We start from the raw sequence: 15477 nt of genomic DNA on the forward strand, positions 1-15477 counted from the left end.
GCCCAATTACCAATTTACTCAATATTAATTTGATTGGGAGGTTTAGGTTGATCCGGCTTCTCATCCTTCAAAGTTTTACGCCCCGAACTAGCATAATCCTTGTACAAATCCACAAACATCTTTGTCAACTGCTGCAAAGAAAGTTGTTCCCCATTAATTTGAGCTTTCATATAAGCTTTAAGCACTTCAATGTAAGCCAAACCGAGGGCAAGCGTGAGAGTTGCTGCCGTTGCACCGGAGATAGCACCGCCGACAACAGTACCCGCACCAGGAATCATTTTAATCAAATTAGTAACAATACTTCTGCCAACAGCAGTAACCCCGCCTGTGCCGCTAATAGCAGACAGCATCGCCGAAATAAACCCCTTATCAAAGGGCATTCCAAAAATCACAGTAATATTAGCAATCATTGCCGTTTGCATCGTCATCAAAATCGGCGCATCAGCAAAGGGTACAGGAGTCGCGCCGACAATTGCAGAACCTGCAACATAAGCACTTAGATACTTAAATGCCATATCGGATTTGAGCGCAATATTTGCAATTTGTTCTTTAACAAAAGCTTTTTTAGCTACTTCCGGCAGCAGTTGAAAAGTTGCATCTACCAATTTGTCTAAACCGTGAGATTTTACTGTATAATCATCATCTATTTCTTCCGGCTCAGCCATGACGGGGATAATTTGACTGACTGGCAAATTCATGTGTTCCAGTTGCTTGAAAAACTCGCTGGGCTTTTTAGATGTAGTTTGAGTCAAAACTAAAATCACTGGTACATCTTTGACTTCCATTTCTTTTAGCCAGCTTTCTTCCACAGATTCTATTCTATTGGCGCTGTGATTGATGCAGTACCAGATGACGTGAATGTGTTCTTTGGGGTGCAGGAGTCTTTGGTCTTCAATTAGTTTAGCAACGTTTAATTGAATAACTTTAATTTGTTCGGCATTAAGTTCGAGTCCGGGAGTATCGTAGACTGTAATTGGGCAATTCGGTTTTGTATATTGGCGAATGCCTTGAGTTATGGGGCGGCCGACTCCGGTTTCTGCTAAGCGTTGGCGAAAAACGGAATTTATTAGGGTACTTTTGCCGACGCCGGTTTTGCCGATGACTAAAACATTGCACTGTCCCACTTGGTTTTCTGCCTCTTTGAAGGCGTAGTAACTTCTATTTAAAAGCTCGTCTAAGGAAAAGTCGTCTGACATGGCGGTTTGCTCCGATAAGGGTGGGAGATTAATTGAATACCACCGAATTGAATTCCGATGCTCTACAAACGAAGGAAGTCCGCAAAGGCGGACTGAGGATTCTTAAACATATTGTAGCAATTTGATTTCAGAACTGGTGCAACGGGTAGAGGAGAGTTTTGTGTCGCGTGCTGCTAAATGAAAGGTTGTAGAATTTAGTTTAAGCTACCAATCTATCGACATCTATGCTAAAACCTATGAGAATTTGTTGAGTCCGGGCATTATCGCCGGATATAAATGTCAATATTTGATTTTGAGTCATCACAAATATCAAACGACTTTCTGGAAAAACTAACCAGACTTCCTGACAGTTAGATTCTAAATATTCCTGTGCTTTGAGAAAGACATCTTCAGCGAGATCGGTGGGTGAAACTATTTCGTCCACTAAAGAAAAAATTTGAGATAAAGTGGCAAGATTGCCAAATTGTGCAACTAATTCGGGTGTGAGATAAGCGACATCGGGGCGGCGAATTTGTCGGTTAGTGCGGCAAGGAACCTCGACATAAGCCTCTCCACCTTGTCCGCTAGAATCTTTGTAATCTTCCCAAGAATTCCCCAGTATCAACTGAATTTTACCCGTCTTTAGTGTGAAGCCATTTTTCTCCACCAGTTGGCCGTCTACCAATTCCATGTTATCGGGCGGAGCGACCGTGAACTCTTCTAGAGCTAAAGTGTCTGATATTATGGTAGCAGTGACCATAGTTATTTCCTCGTTTTTACAAAATTCACTTGTTACTATTATGGCGGATACGATGAGAAGTTATTGCGCAATGAGTACCCGCACTTTTACGGTATTTTCTCCCGCACGGAAAGCCAAGTGTTGAGTTCTTTATCTAAACCATATTTATCTTTGTCAGCAAGTGCTGCGACAACTTTCAATTCATTTTTAAGTTGTCTTAGCTCGCAAATCTATGCAATGGTAGGATTTTCCGATTAGCCTCCTTTTTTTCCACATCTTCCGGCCACTCTTTGATGTTGTTCCAAAACCATTGTAGAATTAAGTTAACATCGAGAACAGGATGACCGGAAATTACTCCGTGTTTTTCTATCGCCCCAGCCTGCAGCATCATTGAAGAAGTCGTAAAAGACTCCCGGCTGCCGTTTTTTTGAGATCGGCATCATCGGCTAGGCGCTCGTAAATTGTGGTTGCTACTTCTGCCCATGTGCGCTCGGGCAAACCTGAACCCTTTTGACTTTTTGGAGCCGATTCGCAGCAAACATCGGCTAACAAAAGCCAGTTAAAGTCTTCCGGTGCGGTGGTTTTAGGCGACAATTTATTTTTCACCCAAGCCTGTACGGATTCAGCATCTTGTTCGCGCATCTAAGCAGGAAATGAGTTCGTAATTCTAGTTTAAAAAAACAGCAGTTAGAAATGTTCCAGCAGACATTTCTCTTGTGCGTAAACCTTTCGCAGCGACTCCACGGCTATTGATCGCAACATCAATTTAATCACGCCCACCAATTCCCCCCAGTCGAATAATTCAGAAACAGAAACAGCTTTGTGAAATCTATCCGCATAAAAATCCACCCAAAAATCCGGCGCGTGTCTCTGTTTCTGACTCGCTATCCGGCGCTTCCAATAACCAAAATCTAAACCAGAGGGCGATTCCACTCCCAAAACAGGCGGAAAGTCGGCATAACTCACAAACCGACTCATCCCTTTAGCGTGCACGTACAGGATATGCGCCCAGCACTCGAAGCGATATATTTGTTCTACCTTGATTTTCAGCAGCCGCGCGATCGCCTCTTTCGTCACAAACCGGCTCAATCTGTGTCTGGGGGTTGATTTTCGCGAAAATTTTGTTAACATGATGTTAAGCAAATCCTTTGTAAAAAGTACAAACTTTTGTAAAGGGATTGAATTTGGATAGGCGATCGCTTTTTAGTTTTCCAGACCTGGGGGCGATCGCTTTTTACGATATTTTTATTAAAAACTAAATCTAGTTTTTTGTCAATGGGTTTAATTAGATTGCGGGTTAAAGAATTTGCTGCTGAGAAAGGCTGGACGATCAAAGAGGTTTCTGAGCGATCGGGAGTCATTTACAGCACACTCACCACCTATTCACGTTCTCCGGGAATGGCAATGGTTGATTTTACTTGTCTGCTGAAGTTGGCACGTACTTTTGACGTGATGGTGGAAGATTTGGTTGAAGTGGTAAAAGAGTAGTCGATCGCTCCTCACTTCAGACTTCCCTTAAAGTTTAAAAACTAAATGTCTTGCCCTGTATGCGATCGCTCCACCACTGCACGCAGCAGCTATGTTTTGTTTTGGTTTTGACTTGCTTCTATTTTTGGTTGCTCAGCCTTGATGACATATTGCTCCATAAATTCCAGCAAAACATCCCTCATATTTTTACCGTCCCTAGCAACAGCAGACTTAAATCGGTTCCGCAATTCCGGCGGCATTTCTACTCTAATAGCCACAGTCTTGTTTTCATCCATACAGGCTCAAAGCTTTACAACATATACATTGTGACATTTTTATGTAGTTTGCCTAAAAACCAGCTTTTTGCATACAAGTGCATTATTTTAACTATATGCCTTAGTGCATACTAATGCAAGAGTGCAATAAATGCCGTTTTCCGCGAAAAACGCTACATAGCGTTAATTTAAGTCATTTAGGTATGATTGACGCTCATAAACCCGGTTTCTGCAAAAAATCTTGAGTTTGGCTTTGTTATTACATGGTGGTCAATTGTAACAACTTTATAAATAAAAAAAGCGCCTGAGCTCCCCCAGACGCATACCATAAAATCAACAAATTGTCAACTCTAACCTAACCGTTCAAAGCCTCAGCACCGCCGCAAACTTCCAGGATTTCCTGAGTAATTGCCGCTTGCCGCGCCTTGTTATAAGTCAGCGTCAAACTACCGATCAAATCGCTAGCATTCTCACTAGCATTGTTCATCGCCGTCATCCGCGCAGCCAACTCGCTAGCAGCAGACTCTTGCAAAGCCCGCAGCAATTGGTTGTTCAAATACAAGGGCAAAAGAGCCTCCAGAATTTGCGCCGGATCTTGCTCGAAAATCATGTCCCTGGGCAAACTCTTCGTAGGTGAAGCAACCTTCTCGCGCGATACTTGAAACTGTCCGCCTTGCGATGTCAAGCGGAAGATTTCATCATCGGGAGTTTCCAAACCTTGGGGGTCGAGGGGCAGCAAAGTTTGAATTACCGGGCGCGAACTAATTAGCGAGACAAACTTGGTATAAATTAACTCAATTCTGTCCACAGTTCCTGACAGGAATAGCGACAACAATTCGTCCGCAATCATGGCTGCTTCCGGTGCTGTTGGAATCTGTTCCAAGTTAGCGTAAGTAGCATCGATCGGCTGTTCGCGGCGCTGGAAATACTGAGTAGCTTTGCGTCCTACCAACACGTATTTGTAGTCTAAGCCTTCAGCTTTGATTTCCTTAGCGCGATTTTCGGCGTATCTGATGATGTTGCTGTTGTAGCCGCCGCACAAACCCCGATCGCCCGAAACTACCAACAGTCCCACCGATCGCACTTCGCGTTTTTTCAGCAGCGGCAAATCCAGGTTTTCAAACTGCAAGCGTTCCGCCAAACCATACAATACCTCTGCCAGTCTATCGGCAAAAGGCCGAGTAGCAGTCACCTGTTCTTGAGCGCGGCGCACCTTTGCAGCGGCCACCAAACGCATCGCTTCTGTAATCTTTTTAGTGTTCTTGACCGACTTAATGCGATCGCGAATAGTTTTCAGATTTGCCATAACTTTCTCCTTACATCCTTGCCCGCATCTTCTTAATTAAAACCGCAGATTAACGCAGAGTAACGCAGATTAACTTCAGATTATCTGCGTTAATCCGCGTTCATCTGCGGTTCAAAATTCCTACTTGTCTACGCAGAAACTAGAAAACTTTGCTTGTATTCAGTGATGCCTTCTTTCAGCAGCTTCTCAGCTTCATCAGTCAAGGCTTTTCCGCCTTGAACAATTTCGCCGTACTTTGGCTTGCTAGTCCGCAAATAGTCGCGCAAACCAACAGTAAACTTGCTGACTTTTTCCACAGGAATGTCATCCATATAACCGTTAATACCGGCATAGATTACAGCCACTTGTTCGTTCATCGGCAGAGGCGAGCTTTGGGGCTGTTTCAACAGTTCCCGCAAGCGCTGACCGCGCGACAATTGATTCTGAGTAGCTTTATCCAAGTCAGAAGCAAACTGAGAAAATGCTGCCAGTTCTTCAAACTGCGCCAATTCCAATTTCACCTTACCGGCTACTTTTTTCATCGCCTTAGTTTGAGCCGCCGAACCTACCCGCGATACCGAAATACCGGGGTTTACTGCGGGACGCAAACCAGCGTTAAACAAGTCAGAAGAAAGGAAGATTTGACCGTCGGTAATCGAAATTACGTTCGTCGGAATGTAAGCAGAAACGTCACCAGCTTGGGTTTCGATAATTGGCAAAGCAGTCATGCTGCCTTCGCCCAAATCGTCGCTCAATTTAGCAGCGCGTTCTAGCAAGCGAGAGTGCAGGTAAAACACGTCTCCGGGATAAGCTTCGCGACCGGGAGGACGGCGCAGCAACAGAGACATTTGGCGGTAAGCTTGTGCTTGTTTGGAAAGGTCATCGTAAATGACCAAAGTGTGCTTGCCTTTGTACATGAAATACTCGGCTAAGCTAGCACCTGTGTAGGGAGCCAAGTATTGCAGGGTTGCGGGGTCGCTAGCGTTTGCTGCTACTACGATCGTGTAGTCCATCGCGCCCTTTTCTTGCAGGACGTTGACGATGTTAGCTACTGTAGAAGCTTTTTGACCGATCGCTACGTAAACGCAGATCACGTTTTCCGATTTTTGGTTAATAATCGTGTCGATCGCGATCGCAGTTTTACCGGTTTGTCTGTCACCGATAATCAATTCCCGCTGTCCTCTTCCTACCGGAATCATCGCATCAATAGCGGTAATTCCTGTTTGCATGGGTTCGTAAACAGAACGGCGAGAAACAATCCCCGGTGCCGGAGATTCAATCAACCGAGATTCAGTAGTTTTAATTTCTCCTTTGCCGTCAATCGGACGGGCCAAAGCATCAACTACTCGTCCCAACATTGCTTCACCCACGGGGACTTCAGCAATTCTGCCAGTAGCAGTAACTGCCGAACCTTCTTGAATGCCGAGGCCTTGGCCCATCAACACTGCACCCACGTTATCTTGTTCGAGGTTCAGTGCAATGCCCACGGTGCCGTCGGCAAATTCTAGCAATTCCCCAGACATGGCTTTATCCAAGCCATAAATCCGAGCAATGCCGTCGCCTACTTGCAGAACAGTACCGACGTTAGAGACTTTTACGTCTTGGTCGTACTGCTCAATTTGCTGGCGAATAATGCTGCTAATTTCGTCAGGTCTGATTGCTGCCATGTTAGTTATTATTTGTCAGTTGTCAGTTGTTAGTTGTCTGTCGATGTTTTCCGCAAGAAAGAATAGGGATTTGGTAGTAAGAATTTGGGACTAACAACTCAAAAACAGAAATTAATTTATTCCTGCTTCCTGTTTGATTCTTCCTTCTTCCTTTTTCCTGCTTCCTTCTTCCTTCCTCCTGCTTCCTTAAATCAGGAATTCAAGCGAAGTCCCAGACGGCGCAATTGTCCCCGCAGGCTGGCATCAATTACTTGAGAGCCTACTTTGATTACCACACCGCCGATTAAATCTGCGTCTATTTTGGTTTCAATTTCTACTTGACTAGCGCTGGTCATCGCCTGCACTTTCTCGCGAACAGTCTGCTGTTGAGCGTCTGAAAGCGGGACTGCAGATGTAACTTCAGCCAATACTGTTTGGTTGAGTTCTCGGAGCCTTGCCAAGTATTGTTTGCCAATTCCTTCTAAAAAAAGAATTCTTCCTTTGTCTACTAATAGCTTCAGAAAGCTGTGCATCAAGGGGCTCATTTCTTCACCCGCTATTTGCTGAATCACGGCTTTTTTAGCATCCGGTTTTATCAGCGGATTGCCTAAAAATTGACGCAAGTCTTCCGAACCTTCTAGCAGGCTCAGTAAGGAACGAATATCTTCGCCAAACTTCTCTGAGAGATTGTTGGACTGAGCCAGTGACATCAAGGCAGATGCGTAAGGCTGTAAGACTTCTGTGCTGACTGTACTCACGTTTTAGCCTCCCAGTAACGCAATGCTGCGATCGATTAATTGGTGTTGAGCGCTGTCGTCCAAGCTAGTTTTTAGCTGGCTTTCCACCTTTGCTAATGCCAGAGATACAACCGCCGATCGCAGTTGGGCGATCGCTCTTTCCCGCTCTGCTTCCAACTCTTGACCTGCTGTTGCTCTCATTCTTTCAACGTCTTGCGCTGCCTGAGCTAGAATTGCTTCTTTTGCTTTCTTGGCAGTTTCTTCAGCCGCGGCCCGAATTCGTTCCGCTTCTGCTTGCGCTTGAGTCAATTTTTGCTGTTGCTCTGCTAGAGCTGCTGCTGCATCTTTTTGGCGTTTTTCTGCTTCTTGAATCGCCTCTTGGATGCCCGAACGCCTCTCAGTCAGGATTTTACCTACAAATCCGCGCCCGAAATAAAACAGCACTGCAATAATAATGACCAGGTTAATCAGGTTGGTTTCTAAAATATCGAAATTTAAACCGAAACCACCTTCGCCGCTAGCTTCTGTGGCTAGCAATAAAACAGTCCCCATGATACTCTTCCATAATTGCGCGTGCAGATTGGGTGAAGCGATTTTAGATTTAAGATTCCATCAAAAATCTAAAACTCTTCGGTCTCGCTATTTGGCCAGCGACTGCCCTAATAGCTTTTCGAGAATTTTGCCGCTGAGCGCGTCTACTTGTTGTTCTAGTGAGCGCATTGCTTCTTGCTTTTGCTGCTCTATTTCTTGCCCAGCCTTTTCTCGCGCGACTTGAGCTTCTTGTTGAGCCTCAGCTACTTTGGCTGCCCCAATTTTTTGGGCATCAGCTTGAGCAGCAGCAATTACTGATTGAGACTGTTTGCGAGTTTCTCCCAGTTTTTGCTCGTACTGCTGCGCTAGTTGCTGAGCTTTTGCCAAGCGTTCTTTGGCGGAGACTTGAGTGTTGCGAATGTAATCGGCGCGATCGTCAATTGACTTGCTGAGCGGCTTGTAAAAAATTACATTCAAGACTGCGACTAGAATTAAAAACTGCACCGCCATCAGAGGCAGCGTAGCATCTATATCAAACAGTCCCCCTTCCTTAGCCGCTTCTTCAACTGCTAGTAATACTGTCCAGTGCATCATGATTTTTTGACGGCTTCCATCTAATTCGCTTAATCGATTTTAGATTTGAGATTTTGGATTAGAATCGCCAAAACCTCAAATCTAAAATTTTCAATTATTATGCGAAGGGGTTGGCAAACAGCAGCACTAGGGCTACGACCAAACCGTAAATTGTGAGCGCTTCCATGAACGCCAAACTCAACAGCAAGGTGCCGCGAATTTTACCTTCTGCTTCCGGCTGACGGGCAATCCCTTCTACAGCCTGACCTGCTGCATTACCTTGACCGATGCCAGGGCCGATTGCAGCTAAACCTACTGCCAAAGCGGCGGCAATTACGGAAGCGGCAGCAACTGTTGGGTTCATGATGATTTTCCTTATCTAAAGTACAAAATTGAGAACAGAAAGTCTAGAGAATTGTCCGATTTAACGGGAGAAAGTTTGAGTTCAGAATTTTTCTTTTTCCTCCTTCATCCTTCGCCGTTTATCGTTAGTTAATCGTGGTGTTCTTCGCCGTGACCGCCTTCTAGAGCTTCACCTATGTAGGCTGCGGCTAAGGTTGCAAAAATCAAAGCTTGAATTGCACTGGTAAATAGTCCCAGAACCATTACTGGCAGAGGAACAAATAAAGGCACTAGCAACACTAGCACTCCGACCACCAATTCGTCCGCAAGAATGTTACCAAACAAACGGAAACTTAGGGACAGAGGCTTAGTGAAATCTTCTATGATTTTGAACGGCAACATGAAAGGCACCGGTTCAACATAGTGGGCGAAATACCCCAAGCCGCTTTTGCTGAGACCTGCATAAAAATATGCTAGAGAAGTCAGCAGTGCAAATGCTACCGTCGTATTGATGTCAGCGGTAGGAGCTCCCAATTCGCCTGATGGCAGCTTAATTAGCTTCCAAGGAATTAGAGCGCCAGACCAGTTTGACACAAAGATGAACAGAAATAATGTACCAATAAACGGTACCCAAGGGCGATATTCTTTTTCCCCAATTTGGTTTTTAGCCAAGTCCCGAATAAATTCCAGCGCATACTCCATAAAATTTTGCATTCCGCTGGGAATTCGCTGGATTTTGCGGGTTCCTAAAATCGAAACTACGACTAAAACAGCAATTACAAACCACGAGGTTAGAAAAACCTGCCCGTGCACTTTCAGATTGCCGAGTTGCCAGTACAACTGCTGGCCAACTTCCAATTCGGCGAGGGGGAAACGATTAAAGGTGTTTAGAACGTCAAGCATTGCCATTCAACGGGCTTCCCCATACAAATCGATGAGTTGAGTTGTGCTCTTCTTGCCTGACTTACCTGTAGTCTAGTGCTAATGCACTTCGGATCACGTAAACCATCAGCGCAGCTTTGTAAGTCAGAAATCCCAAAAATATCGGTAAAATCTGTAGCTGATTCCACTGTGTTCCTACTATCATCACCGCTAAAAACACACCGAGCCGTGTCTTGCTGATGCGTTGATTTTGGCTGCCGATTCGTTCAACGTCTCTAGCCAACATCTTTAAGTAAACCACACCTGTGCTCGCCCCAAGCAAATAATTCAGGGCAATGTTGAGGGAGTAAAAAATCCAAACGGAGATAAAAATAATCGCCGTAAAAGCAAGGGTGTACGCCAACAACTCTTGTTGGAGGCGATAAAAGTCTTGCATGGGATTGCTAGTCTCGGACGAAGCTGTCGAAACTGTCGAGACTGTGCCAGCTTGAGGAATATCCTCGTTTGCTGCTGCGGGTTCGGTGGGTGTGTTTTGCGTGTTCACGAAGCTCAGAAACTAATGCAGGTAGCAGGCGAGTGCTTTGCAAACTCAGAAAAATCATACCACGCTGCGGTAACAATACTTAAAATAAAATTAATCATATTTTCGGAATTTGGTTCCGGGCGGTTCGGAAACCTCAAGCCGTTAAATGTCCGATCGACCTCACCCTACCTCTCCCACCGCCAGACCGCACTTTTTTACACATTGTCCTCGTAATCTCACTTAGTGAGAATTATTTAGTGAGAAGTGAGAAAGGACGATCGCGCGAATCGATGAGGTAACTCTCCCTTGTCTGCCTCTGAGCGCTACAAGAGTTAATTCAAATTCGATCTCATTCAATAACCTTAAACTCTTGAAGCGCCGGAATGAAATTTTTATTCTCGTGGCTCGATCGACTAAGCTTAATCAAAGCAAATCGCTGTAGAGGCTGCAAACTCGCCCACTGGGCCAAAGAAATTGTCACGCCGAGCTCTTGCGCTTTTGCAGAAACAGACTCCGGTACAGTTGCAGCATCCATCCAGGGGGGATTTTCATCAACAGCCAAATCAGTTCCCGGTTTGCCTGTCTGTTGAATTAATACTTGGTTTAGCTTTTCTCGGTAATCAATTATTTCTGCTTCTGTCAAGCAAGGTAACTCTACAAGACTTTGCCGTTCTGCTTGGTTAAAATGATTCCAATCCTGCAACTTCAATTTAATGCCACAAGTATCTAACTTGAGACGTACTTGCATGGGGATGCAGCGCAAAGCTTCGACAAAATCAGCTTCAAATTCAAAGAATGTCATAGATGTATAGACTTGCAAACTAGATTTTTTTTATTAACCGCAGAGGACGCAGAGAACACAGAGTAAGAGAAAAGAGAGAACTCGATGCAGGTTTTTTGCTTTCTATCAATAATTGCAGAAAATGCGATCGCCCTTTATAATTAAATAATATTACAAACTATTGACATGGATGCCGTAGACTACCTTCGGATTAGCTTGATAGACCGCTGCAACTTCCGCTGTCTCTACTGTATGCCGGAAGGTAGCGAGTTGGACTATGTATTGCAGCAGCAGTTGTTAACTCACTCGGAATTGCTAACTCTGCTGCGGGAAGTTTTTATACCCGTGGGATTTACTAAGTTTCGGTTGACTGGTGGGGAACCGCTGCTGCGGCCTGGGGTGGTGGAATTGGTGAGGTCGATCGCATCTTTGCCGGAAACGCGAGATTTGTCAATGACAACTAACGGCTTTTTGCTGGCGGGAATGGCGGAAAATCTCTACAATGCTGGTTTGCGCCGGATTAATATTAGTTTGGATTCCTTGGAACCGGAAACTTTTGATAAGATAATTGGCAGTCGGGGACGATCGCGGTGGACGCAGGTTTGGGAGGGAATTCAAGCGGCTTATCAAGCTGGATTTGACCCGCTGAAACTGAATGTTGTGGTAATTCCCGGTGTGAATGACGGCGAAATATTGGATTTAGCGGCCTTAACTATTAACCGGAATTGGCACGTTCGTTTTATTGAGTTTATGCCGATCGGGAATGGGGATTTATTTGGCGATAAAGGTTGGGTAGCCTCAGCCGAATTGCGGCAACAAATTAACGACAAATACGGGTTAGCCGAGTCAGGAGTTCGCGGCAATGGGCCGGCGGATGTGTTTCAAATTCCGGGGGCGAAGGGTACTTTAGGATTTATCAGTCAAATGTCCGAGTGTTTTTGCGATCGCTGCAACCGGATGCGTTTGTCTGCTGACGGGTGGCTGCGGCCTTGTCTGCTGAACGAAACGGGGCAAATTGACTTAAAAACTGCTTTACGGAATGGGGTGTCTACAGGCGAATTGCGCGATCGAGTGCGGCACATATTAGAGATTAAACCGGAGATTAATTTCAAGCAGCGAGATTCGGGAACTACTCAAGGAAATTACAGCCGCACTATGTCTCAAATTGGCGGGTGAACTGCCCGAAATTGATCGCTCTTTTTGTTATGTGGGCCAGAGGGGCGATTCCCTACGGGATAGCTGCGCTTCAGGTACTTGGGCAAAAATGGGCGATCGATCTTTGTCAACTCTGTATCGATAATTTATTTGCTACACTTAAGACATCATCCAATTTTGTAAGTCAGATGAACACCATCTCGATCGCCCTTTCAGACGTGCTGATTCTGAAGCTACAAAAAGTTGCTGCCGAGATGAATGTATCGATCGAAGAATTAATCTTGATGAGCATTGAAAGCTCGATCGCGCAACGAGAAAATCCCGCAGCAAATACCGATCGAGATATCTTCAATAAAAATGCTGAAATTTCGAGCGAGATAATTGACAAATTTTATACTCTTGCTACGGAATGGGAAAGTGAAGTTGCGGGAATGTCTTCCACAGCTCAAATGTCTCAGCATCCTGCATATCAGGAAATTATTAATATGGGATCTAAAGTCGTGCCGCTGTTGCTATCGGAACTGCAAAAAAATCCCCTTTACTGGTTAGCTGCATTGAATGCAATTACGGGTGAAAATCCCATTAAACCGGAACAAAGGGGAAGGGTAAAACAGATGGCATCAGCTTGGATAGAGTGGGGTAGAGATCGAGGCTACGCGATTGAAGAGAATGTATAGAAGACCGGAACTTGAAATTAAATGGCCTAACTTGTCTCGCACTGATTATCGAGTTACTAGCCAAAAGTCACAGGAATATAATTGCTTTGCATGGGCTGCTGGTGAAGAAGATCGCTGGTGGCAACCGATACCGGGAGAGCAATTCTATTGGCCAGAAGGCGTGCCGCAAGAGGAGACTTTAGACGCATATATTCAGGCTTATCAAACACTGGGATATGAACTTTGTAATGGTGATATATTAGAAGCTGGATATCAGAAAATAGCAATATATGTTGACTCTAGCGGCATCCCAACTCATGCAGCTAGACAGTTACCTAATGGTAAGTGGACAAGTAAACTTGGATGGTTAGAAGATGTTGAACACGAATTGGATGGATTGACAGGCGACAGGTATGGAGTTGTCGGTCAAATTCTTAAACGTGCGATAAATTAGGGAAAGGCGATCACTTTAGATCAACCCCATTTACAAAAAATTATATTAAATGCGATCGAGTGCGGCACATATTAGAGATTAAACCGGAGATTAATTTCAAGCAGCGGGATTCGGGAACTACTCAAGGAAATTACAGTCGCACCATATGTTGTCTGTCTAACGAGGTAGATTCTAACGCGGTAGAGTTAGATTTTTGTGTTCACTTGTCACGTAAAGATTTGATGTAGTACAATAGAAGATATTCGATTTATAGGAAGAAACTTTATGCTTCGCAAAGTACGATATAACGACAGTTACGGTCTAGACCTTGAACAGGTCTTAGCTTGGAAACGTGTACCCACCCAATATGGAGAACTACTATTATCTATGGAAGAATGGGATTTAGAGGTCTATGTCCCTGGTAACAAAATCGTCTTTAAAAAAGATGATGACGGTTTTAAGGATCTTATTGATAGATTACGTGTGAAATTCATGTTTAATCTACCTACAGACGCACTTTAAAGTGTAGGTTCAACCTATCTGAAGGTACAATTTAGGGTTTAGGATTAGAAGGGAGAAGTAAAATTCTCCCTTCTAATTTTATTTTGAGATTACACTTTTACATACACGTATTGGTAGGGGTCTTAGCCTGTATCTCAAGAAATACTCCTATTCTGATTTAAGTGCAAGGGTTACAACCCTAAGCTGGGAAATGTGGTTTTCCAACAAGCTAAATTCTGCTCACAATAAAATAAATATTACTGAGAGGTAAATGACATGAGCCGAGAGGAAGCATTGCGACGAATTGAGCAGGCTGCCGATGAAGGATGGAGTGAATTAAATTTATCGGGGTTGCAGTTGCAAGAAGTGCCACCGGAAATTGCCAAGTGTAGGTATCTGAAATCGCTTTTTCTCACTTGCAATCAAATTACTTCCATCCCAGAGGTGCTAAGGCAACTGCCTAATTTGCTATTCCTTGACCTCAGTCAGAATCAGATTACCTCCATCCCAGAAGCGATCGGGCAAATGTCTGGTTTGAGAGAGCTTGACCTCAGTCAGAATCAGATTACCTCCATCCCAGAAGCGATCAGACAACTGTCCGGTTTGAGAGGGCTTGACCTCAGTCAGAATCAGATTACTTCCATCCCAGAAGCGATCGGACAACTGTCCGGTTTGAGAGGGCTTGACCTCAGTCAGAATCAGATTACTTCCATTCCAGAAGCGATCGGGCAACTGTCCAATCTGATAGGGCTTGACTTCGGTCAGAATCAGATTACTTCCATCCCAGAAGCGATTGGACAACTGTTCAATCTGGAATATCTTCTCCTTTATGAGAATCAGATTACTTCCATCCCAGAAGTGATTGGACAACTGTCCAATCTGAAATGGCTTCTCCTCGGTGAGAATCATATTACCTCCATCCCAGAAGTGATTGGGCAACTGTCCAATTTGGAATCGCTTAGCCTCCGTGAGAATCAGATTACCTCCCTTCCAGAAGTGATCGGGCAACTATCCAATCTGAAAGAGCTTTTCCTTTCTAATAATCAGATTACTGAAATCCCGGAGGTGATTCGCAACATGAAATATTTGGAAAAACTAGATTTGCGAGGTAATCCCGTGCCGATTTCCCCGCAGGTTCTGGGGCAGGGTCAAGACGATGAAAGTTTGGGTGATTTGCGAACAATTCTAGATTCTTACTTCAACACCCGAAATCTAGCGTTACCTGAGCTAGATGCTGAGCGTCAGAAAATCGAATCTGAGAGATATTTTGACGCTGAAACTCTTCAAGATGCCAGACAACGGATAACTGCTTCTATTGTGCAGCGACAGGGACAGGCAGGATTTAGACGTAAGTTGTTAATTGCTTACGGTGGTCGATGTCCAATAACTGATTGTGATGTAGAGTCAGCTATCGAAGCGGCACATATAATACCATATCAAGGTACTCAAACCAATCATCCAACAAACGGCTTACCACTCAGAGCCGACATACACACTCTCTTCGATTTGCATCTACTGTCTATTCGACCTGATACCAAGGAAGTTGTAATTGCCCCTGAACTCGTTGGCACTTGTTACCAAGATTTGGCTGATCGGAAACTGACTTTACCACAGGATCAAAAAACAGCACCAAATCAAAACGCTCTCAGCAAGCATTATGAAGCTTTTCTCAGCAAATGCAAAAGTGGTCAGCTAAAACGGTTATAAGGTCTAGATGGGGAAATTTGAGTTTCCCCGCCTAGCTTGATTTATAGATGTTTGAGGTTCTGAATCAGG

The 15477-nt window shown here is 44.5% G+C and carries 21 protein-coding genes; 6 read left to right on the top strand and 15 right to left on the bottom strand.

The window, feature by feature from the left end:
• Positions 1-14: 14 nt before the first annotated feature.
• From QUA42_RS09475 to QUA42_RS09495, 5 genes are all read right to left on the bottom strand, one after another.
• Positions 15-1196, bottom strand: a complete 1182-nt coding sequence (locus QUA42_RS09475) for a GTPase (protein ID WP_333137066.1) — start codon at positions 1194-1196, stop codon at positions 15-17.
• Between the two features lie 199 nt (positions 1197-1395).
• A complete protein-coding gene (locus QUA42_RS09480; protein ID WP_333137067.1) occupies positions 1396-1935 on the bottom strand; it encodes a Uma2 family endonuclease in 540 nt (179 codons plus the stop codon).
• Positions 1936-2131: 196 nt separating this feature from the next.
• On the bottom strand, positions 2132-2305 hold the full coding sequence (locus QUA42_RS09485; protein WP_333137068.1) for a hypothetical protein: 174 nt from the start codon (positions 2303-2305) through the stop codon (positions 2132-2134).
• Entirely contained in the window at positions 2302-2556 is a 255-nt protein-coding gene (locus QUA42_RS09490) for a hypothetical protein (protein WP_333137069.1), read from the bottom strand. The genes QUA42_RS09485 and QUA42_RS09490 overlap by 4 nt, the downstream gene beginning before the upstream one ends.
• Positions 2557-2601: 45 nt before the next feature.
• Positions 2602-3045, bottom strand: coding sequence for a hypothetical protein (locus tag QUA42_RS09495; RefSeq protein ID WP_333137070.1), 444 nt, complete (start codon positions 3043-3045; stop codon positions 2602-2604).
• Between the two features lie 144 nt (positions 3046-3189).
• Here QUA42_RS09495 and QUA42_RS09500 point away from each other — a divergent pair, with 144 nt between their 5' ends.
• A complete protein-coding gene (locus QUA42_RS09500; RefSeq protein ID WP_006631112.1) occupies positions 3190-3402 on the top strand; it encodes a helix-turn-helix domain-containing protein in 213 nt (70 codons plus the stop codon).
• Positions 3403-3491: 89 nt separating this feature from the next.
• Here the strand turns inward: QUA42_RS09500 and QUA42_RS09505 are convergent, their stop codons facing one another.
• The 10 genes from QUA42_RS09505 to QUA42_RS09550 all read right to left on the bottom strand — a co-directional run bounded on the left by QUA42_RS09505 (position 3492) and on the right by QUA42_RS09550 (position 10977).
• Positions 3492-3677 carry a hypothetical protein gene (locus QUA42_RS09505; RefSeq protein WP_333137071.1) on the bottom strand — a complete coding sequence of 62 codons (186 nt, stop codon included), beginning with the start codon at positions 3675-3677 and terminating at the stop codon, positions 3492-3494.
• 334 nt (positions 3678-4011) lie between these two features.
• Entirely contained in the window at positions 4012-4962 is a 951-nt protein-coding gene (locus QUA42_RS09510; protein ID WP_333137072.1) for a F0F1 ATP synthase subunit gamma, read from the bottom strand.
• A gap of 128 nt (positions 4963-5090) precedes the next feature.
• Positions 5091-6608: a F0F1 ATP synthase subunit alpha gene (atpA, locus tag QUA42_RS09515; protein WP_333037344.1), complete on the bottom strand. Its 1518-nt coding sequence runs from the start codon at positions 6606-6608 to the stop codon at positions 5091-5093.
• A gap of 191 nt (positions 6609-6799) precedes the next feature.
• Positions 6800-7345 carry an ATP synthase F1 subunit delta gene (gene atpH / locus QUA42_RS09520; RefSeq protein WP_333137073.1) on the bottom strand — a complete coding sequence of 182 codons (546 nt, stop codon included), beginning with the start codon at positions 7343-7345 and terminating at the stop codon, positions 6800-6802.
• Positions 7346-7348: 3 nt separating this feature from the next.
• A complete protein-coding gene (locus tag QUA42_RS09525; protein WP_006631107.1) occupies positions 7349-7876 on the bottom strand; it encodes a F0F1 ATP synthase subunit B in 528 nt (175 codons plus the stop codon).
• Between the two features lie 87 nt (positions 7877-7963).
• Positions 7964-8449 (bottom strand): F0F1 ATP synthase subunit B', encoded by a 486-nt coding sequence (locus tag QUA42_RS09530; RefSeq protein WP_333137074.1) that lies wholly within the window; start codon positions 8447-8449, stop codon positions 7964-7966.
• Positions 8450-8546: 97 nt separating this feature from the next.
• Entirely contained in the window at positions 8547-8792 is a 246-nt protein-coding gene (atpE, locus tag QUA42_RS09535) for an ATP synthase F0 subunit C (protein ID WP_006631105.1), read from the bottom strand.
• A gap of 128 nt (positions 8793-8920) precedes the next feature.
• Positions 8921-9679: a F0F1 ATP synthase subunit A gene (gene atpB / locus QUA42_RS09540; protein WP_333071398.1), complete on the bottom strand. Its 759-nt coding sequence runs from the start codon at positions 9677-9679 to the stop codon at positions 8921-8923.
• A gap of 55 nt (positions 9680-9734) precedes the next feature.
• Positions 9735-10196: an ATP synthase subunit I gene (locus tag QUA42_RS09545; RefSeq protein WP_333071399.1), complete on the bottom strand. Its 462-nt coding sequence runs from the start codon at positions 10194-10196 to the stop codon at positions 9735-9737.
• A 328-nt stretch (positions 10197-10524) separates the two neighbouring features.
• Positions 10525-10977: a nitrate reductase associated protein gene (locus QUA42_RS09550; protein WP_333137075.1), complete on the bottom strand. Its 453-nt coding sequence runs from the start codon at positions 10975-10977 to the stop codon at positions 10525-10527.
• 165 nt (positions 10978-11142) lie between these two features.
• On the opposite strand from QUA42_RS09550, the gene moaA reads away from it, so the two are divergent.
• From moaA to QUA42_RS09575, 5 genes are all read left to right on the top strand, one after another.
• A complete protein-coding gene (gene moaA / locus QUA42_RS09555) occupies positions 11143-12132 on the top strand; it encodes a GTP 3',8-cyclase MoaA (protein WP_333137076.1) in 990 nt (329 codons plus the stop codon).
• Positions 12129-12788, top strand: coding sequence for a hypothetical protein (locus tag QUA42_RS09560; RefSeq protein ID WP_333137077.1), 660 nt, complete (start codon positions 12129-12131; stop codon positions 12786-12788). The genes moaA and QUA42_RS09560 overlap by 4 nt, the downstream gene beginning before the upstream one ends.
• The gene (locus QUA42_RS09565) at positions 12781-13221 is read left to right on the top strand and encodes a DUF7689 domain-containing protein (protein ID WP_333137078.1); all 441 of its coding nucleotides are present in this window, start codon (positions 12781-12783) and stop codon (positions 13219-13221) included. Before QUA42_RS09560 ends, QUA42_RS09565 begins: the two co-directional genes overlap by 8 nt.
• 264 nt (positions 13222-13485) lie before the next feature.
• On the top strand, positions 13486-13722 hold the full coding sequence (locus QUA42_RS09570) for a hypothetical protein (protein WP_333137079.1): 237 nt from the start codon (positions 13486-13488) through the stop codon (positions 13720-13722).
• A 255-nt stretch (positions 13723-13977) separates the two neighbouring features.
• The gene (locus QUA42_RS09575) at positions 13978-15408 is read left to right on the top strand and encodes a leucine-rich repeat domain-containing protein (protein WP_333137080.1); all 1431 of its coding nucleotides are present in this window, start codon (positions 13978-13980) and stop codon (positions 15406-15408) included.
• The last annotated feature ends 69 nt before the right edge of the window (positions 15409-15477 follow it).

Origin of the sequence: Microcoleus sp. Pol11C2, assembly GCF_036701505.1 — a bacterium.
Classification (GTDB): Bacteria; Cyanobacteriota; Cyanobacteriia; order Cyanobacteriales; family Microcoleaceae; genus Microcoleus.

Excerpts from the sequence above, each read along its gene's own strand:
- QUA42_RS09550 (WP_333137075.1), bottom strand. The coding sequence starts at position 10,977 with ATGACATTCTTTGAATTTGAAGCTGATTTTGTCGAAGCTTTGCGCTGC.
- atpE (WP_006631105.1), bottom strand. The coding sequence starts at position 8,792 with ATGAACCCAACAGTTGCTGCCGCTTCCGTAATTGCCGCCGCTTTGGCA.
- QUA42_RS09570 (WP_333137079.1), top strand. The coding sequence starts at position 13,486 with ATGCTTCGCAAAGTACGATATAACGACAGTTACGGTCTAGACCTTGAA.
- atpA (WP_333037344.1), bottom strand. The coding sequence starts at position 6,608 with ATGGCAGCAATCAGACCTGACGAAATTAGCAGCATTATTCGCCAGCAA.
- QUA42_RS09525 (WP_006631107.1), bottom strand. The coding sequence starts at position 7,876 with ATGGGGACTGTTTTATTGCTAGCCACAGAAGCTAGCGGCGAAGGTGGT.
- QUA42_RS09490 (WP_333137069.1), bottom strand. The coding sequence starts at position 2,556 with ATGCGCGAACAAGATGCTGAATCCGTACAGGCTTGGGTGAAAAATAAA.
- QUA42_RS09500 (WP_006631112.1), top strand. The coding sequence starts at position 3,190 with ATGGGTTTAATTAGATTGCGGGTTAAAGAATTTGCTGCTGAGAAAGGC.
- QUA42_RS09575 (WP_333137080.1), top strand. The coding sequence starts at position 13,978 with ATGAGCCGAGAGGAAGCATTGCGACGAATTGAGCAGGCTGCCGATGAA.
- QUA42_RS09530 (WP_333137074.1), bottom strand. The coding sequence starts at position 8,449 with ATGATGCACTGGACAGTATTACTAGCAGTTGAAGAAGCGGCTAAGGAA.
- QUA42_RS09480 (WP_333137067.1), bottom strand. The coding sequence starts at position 1,935 with ATGGTCACTGCTACCATAATATCAGACACTTTAGCTCTAGAAGAGTTC.
- QUA42_RS09505 (WP_333137071.1), bottom strand. The coding sequence starts at position 3,677 with ATGGATGAAAACAAGACTGTGGCTATTAGAGTAGAAATGCCGCCGGAA.
- QUA42_RS09495 (WP_333137070.1), bottom strand. The coding sequence starts at position 3,045 with ATGTTAACAAAATTTTCGCGAAAATCAACCCCCAGACACAGATTGAGC.
- QUA42_RS09485 (WP_333137068.1), bottom strand. The coding sequence starts at position 2,305 with ATGATGCTGCAGGCTGGGGCGATAGAAAAACACGGAGTAATTTCCGGT.
- QUA42_RS09565 (WP_333137078.1), top strand. The coding sequence starts at position 12,781 with ATGTATAGAAGACCGGAACTTGAAATTAAATGGCCTAACTTGTCTCGC.
- atpB (WP_333071398.1), bottom strand. The coding sequence starts at position 9,679 with ATGGCAATGCTTGACGTTCTAAACACCTTTAATCGTTTCCCCCTCGCC.
- moaA (WP_333137076.1), top strand. The coding sequence starts at position 11,143 with ATGGATGCCGTAGACTACCTTCGGATTAGCTTGATAGACCGCTGCAAC.
- QUA42_RS09510 (WP_333137072.1), bottom strand. The coding sequence starts at position 4,962 with ATGGCAAATCTGAAAACTATTCGCGATCGCATTAAGTCGGTCAAGAAC.
- QUA42_RS09475 (WP_333137066.1), bottom strand. The coding sequence starts at position 1,196 with ATGTCAGACGACTTTTCCTTAGACGAGCTTTTAAATAGAAGTTACTAC.